Source organism: Rhodococcus aerolatus (genome assembly GCF_054783215.1).
This window is the reverse complement of sequence record NZ_BAAGQZ010000031.1, coordinates 1-19874: the sequence shown is the minus strand read 5'-3', so window position 1 is coordinate 19874 and position 19874 is coordinate 1. Positions and strand designations below refer to the sequence as shown.

General features: G+C 76.1%; 21 protein-coding genes. 19 read left to right on the top strand and 2 right to left on the bottom strand.

Annotated features, from left to right (window positions below):
* The 4 genes from ACYVOF_RS12725 to aroB form a co-directional block, all read left to right on the top strand.
* Positions 1–331 (top strand): prepilin peptidase (locus tag ACYVOF_RS12725; RefSeq protein ID WP_460867013.1); only part of this gene is annotated, 331 nt, incomplete at its 5' end.
* Between the two features lie 23 nt (positions 332–354).
* On the top strand, positions 355–1545 hold the full coding sequence (gene aroC / locus ACYVOF_RS12720; RefSeq protein ID WP_460867011.1) for a chorismate synthase: 1191 nt from the start codon (positions 355–357) through the stop codon (positions 1543–1545).
* Complete coding sequence (locus ACYVOF_RS12715; protein WP_460867010.1) at positions 1542–2135, top strand: shikimate kinase; 594 nt, start codon at positions 1542–1544, stop codon at positions 2133–2135. Before aroC ends, ACYVOF_RS12715 begins: the two co-directional genes overlap by 4 nt.
* The gene (gene aroB / locus ACYVOF_RS12710; RefSeq protein ID WP_460867008.1) at positions 2132–3253 is read left to right on the top strand and encodes a 3-dehydroquinate synthase; all 1122 of its coding nucleotides are present in this window, start codon (positions 2132–2134) and stop codon (positions 3251–3253) included. Before ACYVOF_RS12715 ends, aroB begins: the two co-directional genes overlap by 4 nt.
* Here the strand turns inward: aroB and ACYVOF_RS12705 are convergent.
* On the bottom strand, positions 3199–3735 hold the full coding sequence (locus ACYVOF_RS12705; RefSeq protein WP_460867006.1) for a B-4DMT family transporter: 537 nt from the start codon (positions 3733–3735) through the stop codon (positions 3199–3201). The genes aroB and ACYVOF_RS12705 overlap by 55 nt on opposite strands.
* Positions 3736–3931: 196 nt before the next feature.
* On the opposite strand from ACYVOF_RS12705, the gene efp reads away from it, so the two are divergent.
* Both efp and nusB read left to right on the top strand, forming a co-directional pair.
* Positions 3932–4495 carry an elongation factor P gene (efp, locus tag ACYVOF_RS12700; RefSeq protein ID WP_460867004.1) on the top strand — a complete coding sequence of 188 codons (564 nt, stop codon included), beginning with the start codon at positions 3932–3934 and terminating at the stop codon, positions 4493–4495.
* A gap of 49 nt (positions 4496–4544) precedes the next feature.
* The gene (gene nusB / locus ACYVOF_RS12695) at positions 4545–5069 is read left to right on the top strand and encodes a transcription antitermination factor NusB (protein ID WP_460867014.1); all 525 of its coding nucleotides are present in this window, start codon (positions 4545–4547) and stop codon (positions 5067–5069) included.
* Positions 5070–5125: 56 nt separating this feature from the next.
* On the opposite strand, the gene bldD is transcribed toward nusB, so the two are convergent.
* Complete coding sequence (gene bldD / locus ACYVOF_RS12690) at positions 5126–5614, bottom strand: transcriptional regulator BldD (RefSeq protein ID WP_460867002.1); 489 nt, start codon at positions 5612–5614, stop codon at positions 5126–5128.
* Between the two features lie 201 nt (positions 5615–5815).
* Between bldD and pyrR the strand changes: the two genes are divergently transcribed.
* From pyrR to ACYVOF_RS12625, 13 genes are all read left to right on the top strand, one after another.
* Positions 5816–6463 carry a bifunctional pyr operon transcriptional regulator/uracil phosphoribosyltransferase PyrR gene (gene pyrR / locus ACYVOF_RS12685; RefSeq protein ID WP_460867000.1) on the top strand — a complete coding sequence of 216 codons (648 nt, stop codon included), beginning with the start codon at positions 5816–5818 and terminating at the stop codon, positions 6461–6463.
* Positions 6460–7449: an aspartate carbamoyltransferase catalytic subunit gene (locus ACYVOF_RS12680; RefSeq protein ID WP_460866999.1), complete on the top strand. Its 990-nt coding sequence runs from the start codon at positions 6460–6462 to the stop codon at positions 7447–7449. Before pyrR ends, ACYVOF_RS12680 begins: the two co-directional genes overlap by 4 nt.
* Positions 7446–8765, top strand: a complete 1320-nt coding sequence (locus tag ACYVOF_RS12675) for a dihydroorotase (protein ID WP_460866997.1) — start codon at positions 7446–7448, stop codon at positions 8763–8765. The genes ACYVOF_RS12680 and ACYVOF_RS12675 overlap by 4 nt, the downstream gene beginning before the upstream one ends.
* Positions 8762–9292 (top strand): PH-like domain-containing protein, encoded by a 531-nt coding sequence (locus tag ACYVOF_RS12670; protein WP_460866996.1) that lies wholly within the window; start codon positions 8762–8764, stop codon positions 9290–9292. Before ACYVOF_RS12675 ends, ACYVOF_RS12670 begins: the two co-directional genes overlap by 4 nt.
* A complete protein-coding gene (gene carA / locus ACYVOF_RS12665; RefSeq protein WP_460866993.1) occupies positions 9289–10425 on the top strand; it encodes a glutamine-hydrolyzing carbamoyl-phosphate synthase small subunit in 1137 nt (378 codons plus the stop codon). The genes ACYVOF_RS12670 and carA overlap by 4 nt, the downstream gene beginning before the upstream one ends.
* Complete coding sequence (carB, locus tag ACYVOF_RS12660) at positions 10425–13784, top strand: carbamoyl-phosphate synthase large subunit (RefSeq protein ID WP_460866991.1); 3360 nt, start codon at positions 10425–10427, stop codon at positions 13782–13784. The genes carA and carB overlap by 1 nt, the downstream gene beginning before the upstream one ends.
* On the top strand, positions 13781–14632 hold the full coding sequence (pyrF, locus tag ACYVOF_RS12655; RefSeq protein ID WP_460866990.1) for an orotidine-5'-phosphate decarboxylase: 852 nt from the start codon (positions 13781–13783) through the stop codon (positions 14630–14632). The genes carB and pyrF overlap by 4 nt, the downstream gene beginning before the upstream one ends.
* 164 nt (positions 14633–14796) lie before the next feature.
* Positions 14797–15114 (top strand): integration host factor, actinobacterial type, encoded by a 318-nt coding sequence (gene mihF, locus ACYVOF_RS12650; RefSeq protein WP_460866988.1) that lies wholly within the window; start codon positions 14797–14799, stop codon positions 15112–15114.
* An 8-nt stretch (positions 15115–15122) separates the two neighbouring features.
* Positions 15123–15716: a guanylate kinase gene (gene gmk, locus ACYVOF_RS12645; protein ID WP_460866986.1), complete on the top strand. Its 594-nt coding sequence runs from the start codon at positions 15123–15125 to the stop codon at positions 15714–15716.
* A gap of 77 nt (positions 15717–15793) precedes the next feature.
* A complete protein-coding gene (rpoZ, locus tag ACYVOF_RS12640) occupies positions 15794–16108 on the top strand; it encodes a DNA-directed RNA polymerase subunit omega (RefSeq protein ID WP_460866984.1) in 315 nt (104 codons plus the stop codon).
* Positions 16105–17391 (top strand): bifunctional phosphopantothenoylcysteine decarboxylase/phosphopantothenate--cysteine ligase CoaBC, encoded by a 1287-nt coding sequence (coaBC, locus tag ACYVOF_RS12635; RefSeq protein WP_460866982.1) that lies wholly within the window; start codon positions 16105–16107, stop codon positions 17389–17391. The genes rpoZ and coaBC overlap by 4 nt, the downstream gene beginning before the upstream one ends.
* 68 nt (positions 17392–17459) lie before the next feature.
* Positions 17460–18671: a methionine adenosyltransferase gene (gene metK / locus ACYVOF_RS12630; protein WP_460866981.1), complete on the top strand. Its 1212-nt coding sequence runs from the start codon at positions 17460–17462 to the stop codon at positions 18669–18671.
* A gap of 58 nt (positions 18672–18729) precedes the next feature.
* A partial coding sequence (locus ACYVOF_RS12625) for a primosomal protein N' family DNA-binding protein (RefSeq protein WP_460866979.1) occupies positions 18730–19874 on the top strand: 1145 nt, incomplete at its 3' end.

Sequence of the window (19874 nt, the reverse complement as noted above, 5' to 3'; positions counted from 1 at the left end):
GGTGCCGGCCGCGCTCGCCGCCGGGGCGGGCCGGGGGTGGCCGGCGCTGCTGGGGGCGCTCGCCCTCGCCGGGCCGCACCTGCTGGTGCACCTGGTGCACCCGCGCGGTCTCGGCGCCGGCGACGCCAAGCTGGCCCTCGGCCTCGGGGCCGCGGCCGGGGCGTGCGGGCCCGACGCCTGGCTGCTCGCCGCGCTGGGCGCCCCGCTGCTGACGGGTCTCGCGGCGGCGGTGCTCCTCGGCCTGCGCGGCCGCGCCCGGTGCACCGAGCTGCCGCACGGCCCGTCGATGTGCGCGGCGACCTGCCTGGCGGTGGTGGCGGCGGTGACCTGAGCCCCGCGTGGGACGATGGGGCCGTGCTGCGCTGGATCACTGCCGGGGAGTCCCACGGACCCGCCCTCGTCGCCGTCCTCGAGGGGATGGTGGCCGGGGTGGAGGTCACGACGAGCGACATCGCCGAGCAGCTCGCCCGCCGGCGCCTGGGGCACGGCCGCGGCGCCCGGATGAAGTTCGAGGCCGACGCCGTCGACGTGCTCGGCGGGGTCCGGCACGGCCGCACCATGGGCGGCCCGGTCGCGATCCGGGTGGGCAACACCGAGTGGCCCAAGTGGGAGACCGTCATGGCGGCCGACCCGGTCGACCCCGAGGTGCTGGCCGCGCAGGCCCGCAACGCGCGGCTGACCCGGCCGCGGCCCGGGCACGCCGACTACGCCGGCATGCTCAAGTACGGCTTCGACGACGCCCGGCCGGTCCTGGAGCGGGCCAGCGCGCGGGAGACCGCGGCGCGGGTCGCGCTGGGCACGGTGGCCCGGGCGTTCCTCGCGCAGTCGCTCGGCGTGCAGGTGCTCAGCCACGTCACCGCGCTGGGCTCGGTCGACGCACCCGAGGGCGTGGTGCCCGGCCCCGACGACCTCGCCGTCGTCGACGCCAGCCCGGTGCGGGTGTTCGACCCGGCCGCGTCCGAGGCCATGGTCGCCGAGGTGGACCTGGCCAAGCGGGAGGGCGACACCCTCGGCGGCGTCGTCGAGGTCGTCGTGCACGGCCTGCCCGTCGGCCTGGGGTCGTTCGTCGGCGGGGACCGCAAGCTCGACGCGCGCCTGGCCGAGGCGCTCATGGGCATCCAGGCGATCAAGGGCGTCGAGGTGGGCGACGGGTTCGCCACCGCCCGCCGGCGCGGCAGCCGGGCCCACGACGAGATGCGCCCGGGCCCGGACGGCGTGCTGCGCAGCACCAACCGCGCCGGGGGCATCGAGGGCGGCATGACCAACGGTGAGCCGCTGCGGGTCCGCGCGGCGATGAAGCCGATCTCCACCGTGCCGCGGGCGCTGGCCACGGTGGACATGGCCACCGGCGAGGAGGCCGTCGCCATCAACCAGCGCTCCGACGTCTGCGCCGTGCCCGCGGCCGGGGTCGTGGCCGAGGCCATGGTCGCGCTGGTGCTCGCCCAGGCCGCGCTGGAGAAGTTCGGGGGCGACTCCGTGGCCGAGACCACCGCGAACCTGCACCACTACGTGAAGGCCGTGCAGAGCCGGCACGAGCTGGCGTGAGCGCGGCGAGCACGCGCCCGGTCGTGGTGCTGGTCGGCCCGCCCGGGGCGGGCAAGACCACCACCGGCACGCGGCTGGCGGCCTTGCTCGGCGTGGCGCTGCTCGACACCGACGCGGCCGTCGAGGCGGCGGCGGGGGCGACGGTGTCCGAGGTGTTCCTGAGCCGCGGCGAGCCGGAGTTCCGGGCGCTGGAGGAGCGTGCCGTGGCCGACGCGCTGCGCACCCACCCGGGGGTGCTCGCCCTCGGTGGCGGCGCGGTGCTCTCCGCCCGCACCCGCGCGGCCCTGGCCGGGCACCGCGTCGTGCTGCTCGACGTCGGCGCCGCCGAGGGCGTGCACCGCACCGGCCTCGGCGGGGCGCGTCCGCTGCTCGCCGGGGTCAACCCCCGCGCCACCTACCGCGCGCTGCTCGCCGCCCGCGCCCCGCTCTACGCCGAGGTCGCCACCGCCCGGGTCGTCACCGACGGCCGCGACCCCGACGACGTCGTCACCGAGGTCGCCGCACTCCTCGGCACCGGCGCCGGCACCGGCACCGCGCCCGCCCGGACCGCCCCCGACCAGCCCACCCCCGCCCCGGAGGACGTCCCGTGACCGACCCCAGCAGCACCCCCACCCGCACCCGGGTCGACGCCGAGCGGCCCTACGACGTCACCGTCGGCCGCGGCCTGCTCGACGAGGTCGTCGCCGCGGTCGCGGTCTCCCGGACCGCGGTCGTCATCCACCAGCCGTCGCTGGTCGCCACGGCCGAGACGCTCCGCGAGGCGCTGGCCGCCGCGGGCGTCGACGCCCACCGGGTGGAGATCCCCGACGCCGAGGACGGCAAGGACCTCGCCGTGGCCGGGTTCTGCTGGGAGGTGCTCGGGCGCATCGGGCTCGACCGCCGCGACACCGTGGTCTCCCTCGGCGGTGGGGCCGCGACCGACCTGGCCGGGTTCGTCGCCGCGACCTGGATGCGCGGCGTCCGGGTGGTGCACGTGCCCACCACGCTGCTGGCCATGGTCGACGCCGCGGTCGGCGGGAAGACCGGGATCAACACCGACGCGGGCAAGAACCTCGTCGGCGCGTTCCACGAGCCCGCCGCCGTGCTGGTCGACCTGGCCACGCTGGAGTCGGTGCCGCCGCTGGAGGTGGTGGCGGGCATGGCCGAGGTGGTCAAGGCCGGGTTCATCGCCGACCCGGTGATCCTCGACCTGGTCGAGGCCGACCCGGCCGCGGCGCTGGACCCGGCGGGGGAGGTGCTGCCCGAGCTGGTGCGCCGGGCGATCGCGGTCAAGGCCGAGGTGGTCTCGTCCGACCTGCGGGAGACGGGCCGGCGCGAGCACCTCAACTACGGCCACACCCTGGGCCACGCCATCGAGCGCCGGGAGCGCTACCGGTGGCGCCACGGCGCCGCGGTCAGCGTCGGGATGTGCTTCGCCGCCGAGCTGGCCCGCCTCGCCGGGCGCCTCGACGACGCGACCGCCGACCGGCACGCCGCGGTGCTGGGCTCGCTGGGGCTGCCCACCACCTACGACGACGACGGCTTCGGCCAGCTGCTCGAGGGCATGAAGCGGGACAAGAAGTCCCGCTCGGGCGTGCTGCGGTTCGTCGTCCTCGACGGCCTGGCCCGGCCGGGCGCCCTCGACGGCCCCGACCCCTCCCTGCTGGCCGCGGCCTACTCGGCCATCGCCCGCGAGGCGCCCTCGTCGACGGGGTCCGTGCTGCTCTGACGGCGACCGCGCCTCGGGGCCCGCGGGGCGCGGGGCGAGGCGACCAGCCAGCGGCCCAGCACCACCCCGACCACGGCGGGCACCAGCACCATGAGCGCGGTGAAGCTGGCGCCGCCGGTGAGCTGGCCCCACAGCGACTCCAGCCCGGTCGCGTCGACGGCCAGCACCCGGACCAGCCACGCGGCGAACGCGGCGACCGGGCCGGCGGCGAGCCCGGCCTTGAGCCAGCGGGCGGACAGGTCGTCGGTGGCGCGGGCCTCCCGGGTGCCGTCCCACGTGCCCCACACCAGCGCCACGGCCAGGAGCAGGCCGAGGGCGACGAGCCGCAGCCAGCTGCCCTGCTCCGGGTGCTCGGCGGCCAGCAGGCCGACGCCGACGCTGACCGCCGCGTGCACCGGGGCCAGCACGACCGCCCGCAGCAGCCACGGGGAGACGCGGGGGCGGGCTCGGACCGGGCGGCGCCGCCGCAGCGAGGGGCTCACGGCGGCCAGGGTACGACGGGGCGCAACCGGTCGGCCGCGACCTCGGCACCGGTATGCTGCCCGCTGGTGCCCCGGCGGGCGGACGTCCGGCCGGCCCCCGCCGCGGCTCGCGCGGGCGAGCAGCACCGCACCGGTCCGCAGCAGCACCGGTCCACCCCAGCGGCGACGCGCCGCGAGACCAGGAGGTTCCGCCGCGATGGCGTCGACCAGCGACTTCAAGAACGGGCTCGTCCTCAAGATCGACGGCCAGCTCTGGACGATCACCGACTTCCAGCACGTCAAGCCGGGCAAGGGCCCCGCCTTCGTGCGGTCGACGCTGAAGAACGTCCTCTCCGGCAAGGTCGTCGACAAGACGTTCAACGCCGGGGTCAAGGTGGAGACGGCCACCGTCGACCGCCGCACCGCCACCTACCTCTACCGCGACGGCGACGACTTCGTGTTCATGGACGCCGAGGACTTCGAGCAGCACTACCTGCCCGCCGCCACCGTCGGCAGCGGCGCGGACTTCATGCTGGAGAACAGCGAGGTGTCCATCGCGTTCAACGAGGGCGCCGCGCTGTACGTCGAGCTGCCCGTCGCGGTGGACCTCGTCGTCTCCCACACCGACCCGGGCCTGCAGGGCGACCGCTCCACGGGCGGCACCAAGCCGGCCACCATGGAGACGGGCGCGGAGATCAACGTCCCGCTGTTCATCAACACCGGGGACAAGCTGCGCGTGGACACCCGGGACAGCCGCTACCTGGGCCGCGTGAACTCCTGACGTGAGCAGCGACCCGACCCCCCGCGGCGACGGCCCCGCCCCCCGCGGGGTGGACGCCGCCACCGCGCGCCGGCGCAGCCAGGGCGGCGCCCGTCGCAAGGCGCGCCGTCGTGCCGTCGACCTCCTCTTCGAGGCCGAGACCCGCGGCGTGGACCCGGTCGAGATCGCCCACGAGCGGGTCACGATGTCGGCGGGCGACCCGTCGGTGGCGCCCGTCAACGACTACACGGTGGTGCTGGTCAGCGGGGTCCGCGACGAGGGTGCCCGGCTCGACGACGTGATCGCGGAGAACCTGCGGGAGTGGACGCTCGACCGGCTGCCCGCGGTGGACCGCGCGGTGCTGCGGGTGGCCGCCTGGGAGCTGCTGCACGCCGACGACGTGCCGCCCGCGGTGGCCGTGGACGAGGCCGTGGAGCTGGCCCGGGACCTCTCGACCGACGACTCGCCGCGCTTCGTCAACGGCGTGCTGGGCCAGCTGGTGCTGCTGGCGCCGCAGGTGCGGGCGGCCGCGGCGGCCACCGCGAGCTCGGCGCGCGGTGACCGGGCGCCCGGGGAGCCGGGGCCACCCGCCTGACCGGGGACAGGGGTCAGGCGGGGTGGCGCGGCGGGCTCACCCCCGGGCGGTGACGCTCAGGCGTCCGCGGCGTTGCGGGCGTCCGCGGGCAGCACGCCCCAGCCGATGAGCTGCTCGGTCAGGTCGCCCGGCGAGGTGTCGTAGATGATCGCCAGCGAGCGCAGGTCCTCGGTGCGGATGGAGAGGACCTTGCCGTTGTAGTCGCCGCGCTGGCTCTGGATGGTCGAGGCGTAGCGCGCCAGCGGACCCACCTTGTCGGCGGGGAGCTGCTGGAGCCGCTCGAGGTCGATGACGATCTTGGTCGCCGGCTCCGCTCCGGAGGCGGTGCGCCCCTCGGGGAGCAGCTCGGAGATCGGGATGCCGTAGAAGTCGGCCAGCTCGGCCAGCTTCTGCACGGTCACCGCGCGGTCGCCCCGCTCGTAGGAGCCCACGACGACGGCCTTCCAACGGCCCTCGGACTTCTGCTCCACGCCGTGCAGCGACAGGCCCTGCTGCTGGCGGATCGCCCGCAGCTTCGCACCGAGGGCTCTCCCGTAGTCACTCATCACCCGTTCTCCTCACCCGTTGTCCCCTTCACGCCGCGTTCGGCGCTGGTGACTCCACGATAGCGCTCACTGAGCGTGATGGTGGATCGATGATCATGACGTCGCCGTGGCGGGTCGCCCCGGCCGCGGCTGGTACCGTGCGGCCCGATCGACGTCCTTTAACGACCCGTCCCGAGAGGCGGGGAAGGGAGTCAGCGGACCGTGCCTGCGCCCGACACCGACGGGGACCCCGCCACCGGGGCTGCCGCCCCGTCCTCCGGGGACACCACCGTGCGTGAGCTGCTCACGGCGGCCGACGTGGCCCGCACCGTGGCGCGGATCGCCCACCAGCTCATCGAGAAGACCGCGCTGGACGGGCCCGACGGCCCCCGCGTGGTCCTGCTCGGCATCCCGACGCGGGGCGCGGTGCTCGCCGAGCGGATCGCCGACCGGGTCGAGGAGTTCAGCGGCACCCGCCCGGCCACCGGGCTGCTCGACACCACCCTCTACCGCGACGACCTGCGGCGCCGGCCCACCCGCCCGCTGGAGCGCACCACGGTGCCCGAGGGCGGGGTCGACGACGCGGTCGTGGTGCTCGTCGACGACGTCCTGTTCTCCGGCCGGACGGTCCGCGCCGCCCTCGACGCGCTGCGCGACCTCGGCCGGCCCCGCGCGGTCCAGCTGGCCGTCCTCGTGGACCGGGGCCACCGCGAGCTGCCGCTGCGCGCGGACTACGTGGGCAAGAACGTGCCCACGGCCCGCTCCGAGGACGTGGCCGTGCTGCTGGTGGAGCACGACGGCCGCGACGGCGTGGTGCTGCGCCCGGGTCCCGGACCCGCCGCCGCGGGACCCGCTGGAGACGACGCGTGAGGCGCCACCTGCTCTCGGTCGACGACCTCGACCGCGACGCCGCGACCAGCCTGCTCGACGACGCGGAGCGGTTCGAGCAGGCCCTGCTGGGCCGGGAGATCCGCAAGCTCCCCACCCTGCGCGGCCGCACGGTGATGACGGTCTTCTTCGAGGACTCCACCCGCACCCGGGTGTCGTTCGAGGTGGCCGGCAAGTGGCTCTCCGCCGACGTGGTCAACGTGGGCGCCAAGGGCTCCTCGGCGTCCAAGGGCGAGTCGCTGCGGGACACGGCCCTGACGCTGCGCAGCGCCGGCGCCGACTGCCTGGTGGTGCGCCACCCCGCCTCGGGCGCGGCGCACCGCATCGCCGCGTGGACGGCCGGCGGCGGTCACGGCGGGCAGGGCACCGACGAGCCAGGACCCGCGGTGGTCAACGCCGGCGACGGCACCCACGAGCACCCCACCCAGGCGCTGCTCGACGCGCTCACGCTGCGCCAGCGCCTCGGTGGGCTCGAGGGGCGGCGGGTGGCGCTCGTCGGGGACGTGCTGCACAGCCGGGTCGCGCGATCCGGGGCGCACCTGCTGGCCACCCTGGGCGCCGAGGTCGAGCTCGTCGCCCCGCCCACGCTGCTGCCCGCCGGGGTGGCGAGCTGGCCGGTGGCGGTGTCGGACTCCCTCGACGCCACCCTGCCCGGGGTGGACGCGGTGGTGATGCTGCGGGTGCAGGCCGAGCGGATGCACGGCGGCTTCTTCCCGTCGGCCCGCGAGTACTCGGTGCGCTACGGCCTGTCGGAGCGGCGGGCCTCGCTGCTCGCCGACCACGCCGTCGTCCTGCACCCGGGGCCGATGCTGCGCGGCATGGAGATCGCGTCCTCGGTGGCCGACTCCCCGCGGGCGGCGATCCTGTCCCAGGTCCGCAACGGCGTGCACGTCCGCATGGCCGTGCTCTACCAGCTGCTGGCGGGGGAGTCCGGCCCCGCCCCGAGCGCCGGAGGTACCGCGCCGTGAGCACCCTGATCACCGGAGCCCGGCCCTACGGCGAGGGCGAGCCCGTCGACGTGCTGCTGGCCGACGGCGAGATCACCGCCGTCGAGCCCGTGGGCACCGTGGCCCGCGACGGGCACGAGGTCGTCGAGGCCGACGGGCTGGTGCTGCTCCCGGGCCTGGTCGACCTGCACACCCACCTGCGCGAGCCCGGCCGGGAGGACACCGAGACCATCGCCACCGGGTCCGCCGCCGCGGCCCTCGGCGGCTACACCGCGGTCCTGGCCATGGCCAACACCGACCCGGTCGCCGACTCCGTCGTCGTCACCGACCTGGTCTGGCACCGCGGCCGCGAGGTCGGCCTGGTCGACGTCCACCCCGTCGGCGCCGTCACCGTCGGCCTGCGCGGCGAGCAGCTCGCCGAGATGGGCACCATGGCCGCCGGCTCGGCCGCGGTGCGGGTGTTCTCCGACGACGGGCACTGCGTGGCCGACCCGCTGGTGATGCGCCGGGCCCTGGAGTACGTGGCCGGGCTGGACGCGGTGCTCGCCCAGCACGCCGAGGAACCGCGGCTGACCACCGGGGCGCAGGCCCACGAGGGGGCCGTCGCCGCCCGGCTCGGGCTCACCGGCTGGCCGCGCGCCGCCGAGGAGGCCGTCGTCGCCCGGGACTGCCTGCTCGCCCGGGACGCCGGGGCCCACCTGCACGTCTGCCACGTCTCCACCGCAGGCACCGTGGAGGTGCTGCGCTGGGCGCGCGGGCAGGGCGTCGCGGTGACCGCCGAGGTCACCCCGCACCACCTGCTGCTCACCGACGCCCGGCTCACCACCTACGACCCGGTGAACAAGGTCAACCCGCCGCTGCGCGAGGAGTCCGACACCGCCGCGCTGCGGGCCGCCCTCGCCGAGGGGGTGGTGGACTGCGTCGCGACCGACCACGCGCCGCACGCCCCGCAGGACAAGGACACCGAGTTCGCCGCGGCCCGCCCCGGGATGCTCGGCCTGCAGACCGCGCTCTCCGTCGTCGTCGCCACCATGGTGCGCCCCGGCCTGCTCGACTGGCGCGGCGTGGCCCGGGTGATGAGCGAGCGGCCTGCCGACATCGCCGGCCTGCCCGACCAGGGCCGTCCCGTCGACGTCGGGGAGCCGGCGACGCTGACCCTCGTCGACCCCGACGCGGAGTGGACGGTGCGCGGCGCCGAGCTGGCCAGCCTGGCGACGAACACCCCGTACGAGGGGATGACGCTGCCCGCCCGGGTGGTCGGCACCTGGCTGCGCGGCCGGGCCACCAGCCGCGACGGGGCCGTGGTGCCCCGCGACCCGGCGGGACGGCCGGCGTGACCCGCACGCTGCTGGTCCTGGCGCTCGTCGCGCTGGTCGTCCTGGCCGTGTGGGGGATGCGCCGCGGCTGGGTGCACCGCGGCGACCGCCAGGCCGGCCTGCTCACCCGCTTCCCGGAGCCCCCCGCCGCCGTCGGACCCGCCACGCTCGGGCCCTTCCCCGGGCTCTACGTCGGCGCGGTCGTGGCCGGGGACTGGCAGGACCGGGTCGCCGTCGAGCGCCTGGGGCTGCGCGGCGCCGGCCGGCTGGCGGTCCACGCGGACGGCGTGCTCGTCGAGCGCACCGGCGAGCGCGACGTGTGGCTGCCGCGCGGCGAGCTGGCCGGGGTGCGCACCGACCGGGCCCTGGCGGGCAAGGCCATGACCACCCGCGGGCTTCTCGTGCTCACCTGGGCGCAGCGCCCCGGTGGCCCCGGCGCCGACCCCGACCCCGACCACCCCGACATCGAGCTCGGCTTCCGGGCCGACGACCCCGCCCCCTACCCGGCCGTGCTGGCCGCGCTGGGTGCGCCTGAGGAGGACGCATGACTGCCCCCGCCCCCGCCGTGCTGGTGCTCGAGGACGGCCGCACCTTCCGCGGCCACGCCTTCGGCGCCGTGGGGGAGACCCTGGGCGAGGCCGTCTTCTGCACCGGGATGACCGGGTACCAGGAGACGCTGACCGACCCGAGCTACCACCGCCAGATCGTGGTGGCCACCGCGCCGCAGATCGGCAACACCGGCTGGAACGACGACGACGACGAGAGCGCGCGGGTGTGGGTCGCCGGGTACGCGGTGCGCGACCCCGCGCGGCGGTCCTCGTCGTGGCGGGCCACCGGCACCCTCGACGACGCGCTGGTCGAGCAGGGGGTCGTGGGCATCGCCGGCCTCGACACCCGGGCGGTGGTGCGCCACCTGCGCGAGCGCGGCGCCATGCGGGCGGGCATCTTCTCCGGCCCCGCGGCGGCGGCCGACGCCGACGCGCTGCTGGCCACCGTCCGGTCGCAGCCCGCCATGGCGGGCGCGTCGCTGGCCGAGGAGGTCAGCACCGACGGCGGCTACACCGTCGAGCCCGACGGCGACGCGCGGCTGACGGTGGTCGCGCTCGACCTCGGCATCAAGACGAACACCCCGCGGATGCTCGCGCAGCGCGGGGTCCGCACCCACGTGGTGCCCGCGTCGGCCACCCTCGAGCAGGTCCTCGAGCGCTCGCCCGACGGGGTGTTCCTCTCCAACGGCCCGGGCGACCCGGCCACCGCCGACCCGCAGGTCGAGCTGGTCCGCACCGTCCTCGACCGGGGGCTGCCGCTGTTCGGCATCTGCTTCGGCAACCAGCTGCTGGGCCGCGCGCTCGGCCTGGGCACCTACAAGATGCGCTACGGCCACCGCGGCATGAACATCCCCGTCGTCGAGCACGCCACCGGCCGGGTCGCCATCACCGCGCAGAACCACGGCTTCGCCCTCGAGGGGGAGGCGGGCCAGGAGCTCGACACCCCGTTCGGCCCCGCCGTCGTCACCCACACCTGCCCCAACGACGGCTGCGTCGAGGGGGTGGCGCTCCGCGACGGGCGCGCGTTCTCCGTGCAGTACCACCCGGAGGCCGCGGCCGGCCCGCACGACGCCGCCGACCTCTTCGACCGCTTCACCGCCCAGATGACCGCCAGCAAGGACGGACACCGCTGATGCCTCGCCGCACCGACCTGAGCCACGTCCTCGTCATCGGCTCCGGCCCCATCGTCATCGGCCAGGCCTGCGAGTTCGACTACTCCGGCACCCAGGCCTGCCGCGTGCTGCGCGAGGAGGGCCTGCGGGTCAGCCTCGTCAACTCCAACCCGGCCACGATCATGACCGACCCGGAGTTCGCCGACGCCACCTACGTCGAGCCCATCACCGCCGAGTTCGTCGAGAAGGTGCTGGCCGCGGAGGCCGCCGCCGGGCACCCGGTGGACGCGGTGCTGGCCACCCTGGGCGGGCAGACCGCGCTGAACACCGCGATCGCGCTGCACGAGGCGGGCACCCTGGCCGCGCACGGCGTCGAGCTCATCGGCGCCGACGTGGAGGCCATCAACCGCGGCGAGGACCGGCAGAAGTTCAAGGACATCGTGGCGCAGGTCGGCGGGGAGTCCGCCCGCTCCGCGGTGTGCCACACCATGGCCCAGGTCCGCGAGACCGTCGCCGAGCTCGGCCTGCCCGTGGTGGTGCGGCCGTCGTTCACCATGGGCGGGCTGGGCTCCGGCATGGCCTACACCGACGCCGACGTGGAGCGCATCGCCGGCGGGGGCCTGGCCGCCTCGCCGACCGCCAACGTGCTCATCGAGGAGTCCATCCTCGGCTGGAAGGAGTACGAGCTCGAGCTGATGCGCGACAGCCGCGACAACGTGGTCGTCGTGTGCTCCATCGAGAACGTCGACCCCATGGGCGTGCACACCGGGGACTCCATGACCGTCGCCCCCGCCATGACGCTCACCGACCGCGAGTACCAGCGGATGCGCGACCTCGGCATCGCCGTGCTCCGCGAGGTCGGGGTGGACACCGGCGGCTGCAACATCCAGTTCGCGGTCGACCCGGCCGACGGCCGCCTCGTCGTCATCGAGATGAACCCGCGGGTGTCGCGCTCGAGCGCGCTCGCCTCCAAGGCCACCGGGTTCCCCATCGCCAAGATCGCGGCCAAGCTGGCCATCGGCTACACCCTCGACGAGATCGTCAACGACATCACCGGGGAGACCCCGGCGTGCTTCGAGCCGACGCTGGACTACGTGGTGGTCAAGGCCCCGCGGTTCGCCTTCGAGAAGTTCCCCGGGGCCGACCCCACGCTGACCACCACCATGAAGTCCGTCGGCGAGGCCATGAGCATCGGCCGCAGCTTCGGCGAGGCGCTGGGCAAGGTGCTGCGCAGCCTGGAGACCGGCTCGCTGGGGTTCTGGACGACGCCGGACCCCGCCGACCTGCCCGACCTGGCCGCGGTGCTCACCGACCTGCGGGTGCCCACCAGCGGCCGCATCCTCGACGTCGAGCTGGCCCTGCGCCTCGGCGGCACCGTGGCCGAGGTGGCCGCGGCCTCGGGCATCGACCCCTGGTTCGTCGACGAGGTCGCCGCGCTGGGCGAGCTGCGGGAGGCGCTGCTGGCCGCCCCGGTGCTCGACGAGGCGCTGCTGCGCCGCGCGAAGCGGGCGGGGCTCTCCGACGCGCAGGTCGCGGCGCTGCGCCCCGAGCTGGCCGGCGAGGACGGGGTGCGCACGCTGCGCCACCGCCTCGGGGTCCGCCCCGTCTACAAGACCGTCGACACCTGCGCCGCCGAGTTCGCCGCCCGCACGCCGTACCACTACTCGGCCTACGAGTCCGACGCCGACGGCGAGTCCGAGGTGGAGCCGCAGACCGAGCGCGGCAAGGTCATCATCCTCGGCTCCGGGCCCAACCGGATCGGCCAGGGCATCGAGTTCGACTACTCCTGCGTGCACGCCGCGCTGACGCTGTCGCAGGCCGGCTACGAGACCGTGATGGTCAACTGCAACCCCGAGACCGTCTCCACCGACTACGACACCGCCGACCGGCTGTACTTCGAGCCGCTCACCTTCGAGGACGTCCTCGAGGTGGTCCACGCCGAGCAGGCGTCCGGGGCGGGCGGGCCCGGGGTGGTCGGGGTCATCGTGCAGCTCGGCGGGCAGACCCCGCTGGGGCTGGCGCAGCGCCTCGCCGACGCGGGCGTGCCCATCGTGGGCACCAGCCCCGAGGCCATCGACCTGGCCGAGGACCGCGGCGAGTTCGGCGAGGTGCTGGCCCGGGCCGGGCTGCCCGCCCCCGCCTACGGCACGGCCACCAGCTTCGCCGGCGCCCGGGCGGTGGCCGACGAGATCGGCTACCCGGTGCTGGTGCGGCCGAGCTACGTCCTCGGCGGGCGCGGCATGGAGATCGTCTACGACGAGGCCGCGCTCGAGGACTACATCGCCCGGGCCACCGAGCTCACCCCCGAGCACCCCGTGCTGGTCGACCGGTTCCTCGACGACGCCATCGAGATCGACGTCGACGCCCTCTGCGACGGCACCGAGGTCTACCTCGGCGGGGTCATGGAGCACATCGAGGAGGCCGGGATCCACTCCGGGGACTCCGCGTGCGCGCTGCCGCCCATCACGCTGGGCCGCAGCGACGTCGAGGCCGTCCGGCGCTCCACCGAGCTGCTGGCCCACGGCATCGGCGTCCGCGGCCTGATGAACGTGCAGTACGCGCTCAAGGACGACGTGCTCCACGTGCTGGAGGCCAACCCGCGCGCCAGCCGGACGGTGCCGTTCGTCTCCAAGGCCACCGCGGTGCCGCTGGCCAAGGCGGCGGCCCGGATCATGCTGGGCGCGACCATCGCCGAGCTGCGCGCGGAGGGCGTGCTCGCCGCCTCGGGCGACGGCGGGGTCATCCCGGTCGACGCCCCGGTGGCGGTCAAGGAGGCGGTGCTGCCCTTCCACCGCTTCCGCAAGCCCGACGGGTCCGGCCTGGACTCGCTGCTGAGCCCGGAGATGAAGTCCACCGGCGAGGTGATGGGCATCGCCGCGGACTTCGGCCGCGCCTTCGCCAAGAGCCAGACCGCCGCCTACGGCTCGCTGCCCACCTCGGGCACGGTGTTCGTCTCGGTGGCCAACCGCGACAAGCGCTCCCTGGTGTTCCCCGTCAAGCGGCTGGCCGACCTAGGCTTCCGGGTGCTGGCCACCGAGGGCACCGCGGAGACGCTGCGCCGCAACGGCATCCCCTGCGAGGAGGTGCGCAAGCACTTCGAGCGCGACCTGCCCGGCACGGGCCCGGGGGAGACCATCGTCGACCGCATCCTCGCCGGCGAGGTCGACATGGTCGTCAACACCCCCTACGGCACCACCGGCCCCCGCGTCGACGGCTACGAGATCCGCAGCGCCGCGGTCATGGTCGGCATCCCCTGCATCACGACCGTGCAGGGTGCGGCCGCCGCGGTGCAGGGCGTCGAGGCCATGATCAGCGGGGACATCGGGGTGCGGCCGCTGCAGGAGCTGCACCGCGCGCTGCGCACCCGGCAGCCGGGGTGAGCCCCGCGCCGTTCGGGGCGCGGCTGGTCACCGCCGTCGCGGCCCGGGGCCCGCTGTGCGTCGGCATCGACCCGCACCCCGCGCTGCTCGCCGCCTGGGGCCTGCCCGACGACGCCCGCGGCCTGGCCCGCTTCGCCCGCACCTGCGTGGCCGCGCTGGCCGGACGGGTGTCGGTGCTCAAGCCGCAGGTGGCGCTGTTCGAGGCCCACGGCTCCGCCGGGCTGGCCGTGCTCGAGGAGACGGTGGCCGGGGCGCGGGCGGCGGGGGCGCTGGTGCTCGCCGACGCCAAGCGCGGCGACATCGGCTCCACCATGGCCGCCTACGCCCGGGCGTGGCTGGGCGACGGCTCCCCGCTGGCCTGCGACGCGGTCACCCTGTCGCCCTACCTCGGCGTCGGCTCGCTGGAGCCGGCGCTGGAGCTGGCCGCCGCCACCGGGCGCGGGGTGCTCGTCCTCGCCGCCACGTCCAACCCGGAGGGCGCACAGGTGCAGGGCGCCCGGGCCGCCGACGGGCGGTCGGTCGCCCAGGTGGTGGTCGACGACGTGGCCGGGCGCAACGCCGGGGCGGACCCGCTGGGGTCGGTCGGCGTGGTCGTCGGTGCGACCCTGCACCGCGGGCCCGACCTGGCCCGGCTGCACGGCCCGGTCCTGCTGCCGGGGGTCGGCGCGCAGGGCGGCACCGCCGCGGACGTGGCCCGGCTGGTGGGCGGGCTGCGACTCGGCGTGCTGCCGACCGTGTCGCGCGAGGTGCTCGCGGCGGGCCCGGACAAGGCCGCGCTGGCGGCCGCCGCGGACCGGCTCGCGGCGGGGTTCGGGTTCCTGCCCGGACCGGCCCCGCGACCCTCCTGACCTGCTCACTACCACGGCCGGTGACCGACGGTGGGAGCGCGGGCCGGTTGGGCGCGTCCGACCGGCGTCGGTACGGTCGGAGGCACCGCACCGGCACACCGGGGCGGCCAGCGAACGCACCACCACGTGCCGCCCACCGCGGCACGTCACGAGACGGAGGAACCGTGGCCCTGCCCCAGTTGACCGCCGAGCAGCGCGCTGCTGCTCTGGAGAAGGCAGCTGCCGCCCGCCGCGCCCGCGCGGAGCTCAAGGAGCGCCTCAAGCGCGGCGGCACGGACCTCAAGCAGGTCCTGTCCGACGCCGAGAACGACGAGGTCCTCGGCAAGATGAAGGTGTCCGCCCTGCTCGAGGCCCTGCCCAAGGTGGGCAAGGTCAAGGCGCAGGAGATCATGGTCGAGCTCGAGATCGCCCCCACCCGGCGGCTCCGCGGGCTCGGCGACCGCCAGCGCAAGGCCCTGCTGGCCAAGTTCGACCAGGCCTGAGCGCCCCGGTGAGCTCGACGCCGGGGCAGCCCCGGACCTCCCCGACGGGCCGGCTGGTCGTGCTGGCCGGCCCCTCGGGGGTGGGCAAGTCGAGCGTGGTGGCGTTGCTGCGGGAGCGGCTGCCGCAGCTGCACTTCAGCGTCTCCGCCACCACCCGTGCCGCCCGCCCCGGCGAGGTCGACGGCCGGGACTACCACTTCGTCAGCCCGGCCGAGTTCGACCGCATGGTCGCCGCCGGGGAGATGCTGGAGTGGGCCGAGATCCACGGCGGCCTGCACCGCTCCGGCACCCCCGCCGCCCCCGTCCGGGCCGCGGTCGCCGCCGGTGAGCCGGTGCTCGTCGAGGTCGACCTCGCCGGCGCCCGGGCCATCCGGGCCACCGAGCCCGACGCGCTGCTCGTCTTCCTCGAGCCCCCCAGCTGGGACGCCCTGGTCTCGCGGCTCACCGGCCGCGGCACCGAGGACGAGGCCGCCGTGGCCCGCCGGTTCGAGACCGCGCGGGTCGAGCTGGCCGCCGCCGCCGAGTTCGACCGCACCATCGTCAACGACGACGTCGAGACCGCCGCCACCCGCTTGCTAGACTTGCTGGTCGGGCACGGTTAGCCCCGCCCCCGACGCAGCCCCACCGAGCACCACCCGGGCCCGCAGCACCGCGCGCCCACCACGAGCCAGGAGCCCCCTTGACCTCTGCCGAGACCACCCCCGCCACGCTGTCCGGCCTCACGCTGCCCAGCGGTGAGCCCGCCTACGACACGCCCCTCGGCATCACCAACCCGCCGATCGACGAGCTGCTCGAGCGCACCTCCTCGAAGTACGCGCTGGTGATCTACGCGGCCAAGCGCGCCCGCCAGATCAACGACTACTACACCCAGCTCGGCGACGGCCTGCTCGAGTACGTCGGCCCCCTGGTCGAGCCGGGCCAGCAGGAGAAGCCGCTCTCCATCGCCATGCGCGAGATCCACGCCGACCTGCTCGAGCACACCGAAGGCGAGTGAGCCCGGCAGCCGACGACGCCGGGGCGGGCGGGTCCCAGCCCGGCCGCCGCCGGGTCGTCCTCGGCGTCGGCGGGGGCATCGCCGCCTACAAGGCCTGCGAGCTGCTGCGGCGGTTGACCGAGGCCGGGCACGAGGTCCGCGTCGTGCCCACCGAGTCCGCGCTGCGGTTCGTCGGCGCAGCCACCTTCGAGGCGCTGTCCGGCCAGCCGGTCGCCAGCGGAGTGTGGGACGACGTCCCCAGCGTCCCGCACGTGCGCCTCGGCCAGCAGGCCGACCTCGTCGTCGTCGCCCCCGCCACCGCGGACGTGCTCTCCCGCGCCGCGCAGGGCCGGGCGGACGACCTGCTCACGGCGACCCTTCTCACCGCGCGCTGCCCGGTGCTCATGGCCCCGGCCATGCACACCGAGATGTGGGAGCACCCCGCCACCCGCGACAACGTCGCCCTGCTGCAGAGTCGCGGGGTCGTCGTCGTGCCGCCCGCCTCCGGCCGGCTGACCGGGGCCGACTCCGGCCCGGGCCGGCTGCCCGAGCCCGCCGAGATCGCGGCCGCCGCGCTGCTGCTGCTCGAGCGGCCCGACGCGCTGCCCCACGACCTGGCCGGCACCCGGCTGCTGGTCTCCGCGGGCGGCACCCGCGAGCCCCTGGACCCCGTCCGCTTCCTCGGTAACCGCAGCAGCGGCAAGCAGGGCTTCGCGCTCGCCGCGGCCGCCGCGCAGCGCGGGGCGCAGGTCACCCTCGTCGCCGGCCACCACGCCGGGCTGACCCCGCCGGCCGGGGTCACGGTGGTCCCCGTCGGCACCGCGCTCGAGCTGCGCGACGCCGTCCACGCCCACGCCGCCCAGGCGGACGCGGTGGTCATGGCCGCGGCGGTCGCCGACTTCCGGCCCACCACGGTCGTCACCGCCAAGATCAAGAAGGGCCCGGACGAGCCGGACCACGTCGCGCTGACCCGCAACCCCGACGTGCTGGCCGAGCTCGTCGCCGCCCGCCGCGACGGCGGGCTGCCCGCCGGGCTCGTCGTCGTCGGGTTCGCCGCCGAGACCGGTGACGCGGACGGCGACGTGCTCCACCACGCCCGGGCCAAGCTGGCCCGCAAGGGCTGCGACCTGCTCGTCGTCAACTCCGTCGGCGAGGGCGGCGCGTTCGAGGGTGACCGCAACACCGGCTGGCTGCTCGGCGCCGACGGCTCCGAGGCCGACCTGCCCCCGGGCTCCAAGGCGCTGCTCGCGAGCCGGGTGCTCGACGCGGTCGCAGACCGTCTGCGCACCGCCGGCCACCGGTAGTCCTGCCCCGCCCCAGCCGCCCCCGTAGGGTCCTGCGGAGCCATGAACCCCAGCGAGAGGAAGTCTTCGTGAGCGTGTCCGGTCGTCGTCTGTTCACCAGTGAGTCCGTCACCGAGGGGCACCCCGACAAGATCTGTGACGCGATCTCCGACTCGATCCTCGACGCGATGCTCACCGACGACCCCCGCAGCCGGGTCGCGGTGGAGACCATGGTCACCACCGGGCAGGTCCACGTCGCCGGCGAGGTGACGACGAAGTCCTACGTCCCCATCGCCGACATCGTCCGCCGCCGCATCCTCGACATCGGCTACGACTCCTCGACCAAGGGCTTCGACGGCGAGTCCTGCGGCGTGTCCATCTCCATCGGCCAGCAGAGCCCCGACATCGCGCAGGGCGTGGACACCGCCCACGAGCAGCGCACCGGGCTGTCCGACGACGAGATCGACCGCCAGGGCGCCGGCGACCAGGGCCTGATGTTCGGCTTCGCCTGCACCGACACCCCCGAGCTGATGCCGCTGCCCATCGCGCTGGCCCACCGCCTCTCACGGCGGCTCACCGAGGTCCGCAAGACCGGTGTCCTGCCCTACCTGCGGCCCGACGGCAAGACCCAGGTCACCATCGAGTACGACGGCTCGCAGGCCGTCCGGCTCGACACCGTGGTCCTGTCCACCCAGCACGCGGCCGACGTCTCGCTCGACGGGATGCTCACCCCGGACATCAGCGAGCACGTGGTCGGCTCGGTCCTGCAGGGCCTCGACGTTCCGGGCCTGGACACGTCGTCGCCGCGGCTGCTGGTCAACCCCACCGGCAAGTTCGTCCTCGGCGGCCCGATGGGCGACGCCGGGCTGACCGGCCGCAAGATCATCGTCGACACCTACGGCGGGTTCGCCCGCCACGGCGGCGGCGCCTTCTCCGGCAAGGACCCGTCGAAGGTGGACCGCTCCGCGGCCTACGCCATGCGCTGGGTGGCCAAGAACGCCGTCGCGGCCGGGCTGGCCGAGCGCATCGAGGTGCAGGTGGCCTACGCGATCGGCAAGGCCGCCCCGGTCGGGCTGTTCGTGGAGACCTTCGGCACCGAGACCGTCGACCCCGCCAAGATCCAGGACGCCATCAGCGAGGTGTTCGACCTGCGGCCGGCCGCGATCATCCGGGACCTCGACCTGCTGCGGCCCATCTACGCCCAGACCGCCGCGTACGGCCACTTCGGCCGCACCGACGTCGAGCTGCCCTGGGAGCAGACCGACCGCGCGGACGCCCTGAAGTCGCTCGTCGGGGCCTGACCGGCCGCGACCGCCCCCGGCACGGTCGGTGTCGGGGGTGGTGCGTAGAACGGCGGACGTGAGCGAGGACCGCACGACGCCCGCGCTGCCCGTCGCCCGGGTGGCGCTGGCCGTCGGGCTCGCCCACCTCGACCGCGACTTCGACTACGCCGTCCCACCCCAGCTGGACGCTGCGGCCCTGCCCGGCGTGCGGGTGCGGGTCCGCTTCGCCGGCCGGCTCGTCGACGGCTTCGTCGTCGGGCGCGCGGCGGCCAGCGAGCACGCCGGGCGGCTGGCGACGGTGGAGAAGGTGGTCTCCGAGGAGCCGGTGCTGACGGCCGAGGTGGCCGCGCTGGCCCGGGTCGTCGCGGACCGGTACGCGGGCACCCGGGCCGACGTGCTGCGCCTCGCCGTGCCGCCGCGCCACGCCCGTACCGAGGCGGCCGAGATGCCGGACGAGCCGTGGCCCGCCCCGGCCGAGCCGGACCGCGGGGCGTGGCGGGCCTACCGGCACGCCGACGCGTTCCTCGACGCGCTCGGCCACGCCGGCCGGCCGCACGCGGCGTGGCAGGCGCTGCCGGGGGAGGACTGGCCCGCCCGCCTCGCCGAGCTGGCCGCGGTGACCGTGGCCGGGGGCCGGCGGGCGCTGCTGCTGGTGCCCGACCAGCGCGACCTCGACGCCGTCACCGCGGCCTGCACGGCCCGGCTCGGGGCGGGCGCGGTGGTGGACCTGTCCGCCTCCCTCGGCCCCGCCGCCCGCTACCGCCGGTGGCTGCGGGCCCGCCGCGGCCGGGCGGCGGTCGTGGTCGGCACCCGCGCCGCGGTGTTCGCCCCGCTCGACGACCTCGGGCTGGTCGCGGTGTGGGACGACGGGGACGACTCGCACGCCGAGCCCCGCGCGCCCTACCCCCACACCCGGGAGGTCGCGGTGCTGCGCGCGCACGCCGCCGGCGCAGCGGTGGTCCTGGCCGGGCACGCCCGCACCGCCGAGGCCGCGGCCGCCGTCGAGCAGGGCTGGGCGCACGACCTGGTGGCCGACCGGGACCGGGTCCGCGCCGCCGCGCCGCGGGTCACGGCGCTCGCCGAGACCGACACCGCCCTGGCCCGCGACCCGGGGGCGCGGGCGGCCCGGCTGCCCGCGGTGGCCTTCGCCGCCGCCCGGCAGGCCCTGGAGGCGGGCGCCGCGGTGCTGGTGCAGGTGCCGCGCCGCGGGTACCTGCCGTC

Bases quoted from the DNA above. Each gene is read 5' to 3' on its own strand.
- carA (WP_460866993.1), top strand. From the start codon at position 9,289: ATGACTGCCCCCGCCCCCGCCGTGCTGGTGCTCGAGGACGGCCGCACC.
- bldD (WP_460867002.1), bottom strand. From the start codon at position 5,614: ATGAGTGACTACGGGAGAGCCCTCGGTGCGAAGCTGCGGGCGATCCGC.
- efp (WP_460867004.1), top strand. From the start codon at position 3,932: ATGGCGTCGACCAGCGACTTCAAGAACGGGCTCGTCCTCAAGATCGAC.
- carB (WP_460866991.1), top strand. From the start codon at position 10,425: ATGCCTCGCCGCACCGACCTGAGCCACGTCCTCGTCATCGGCTCCGGC.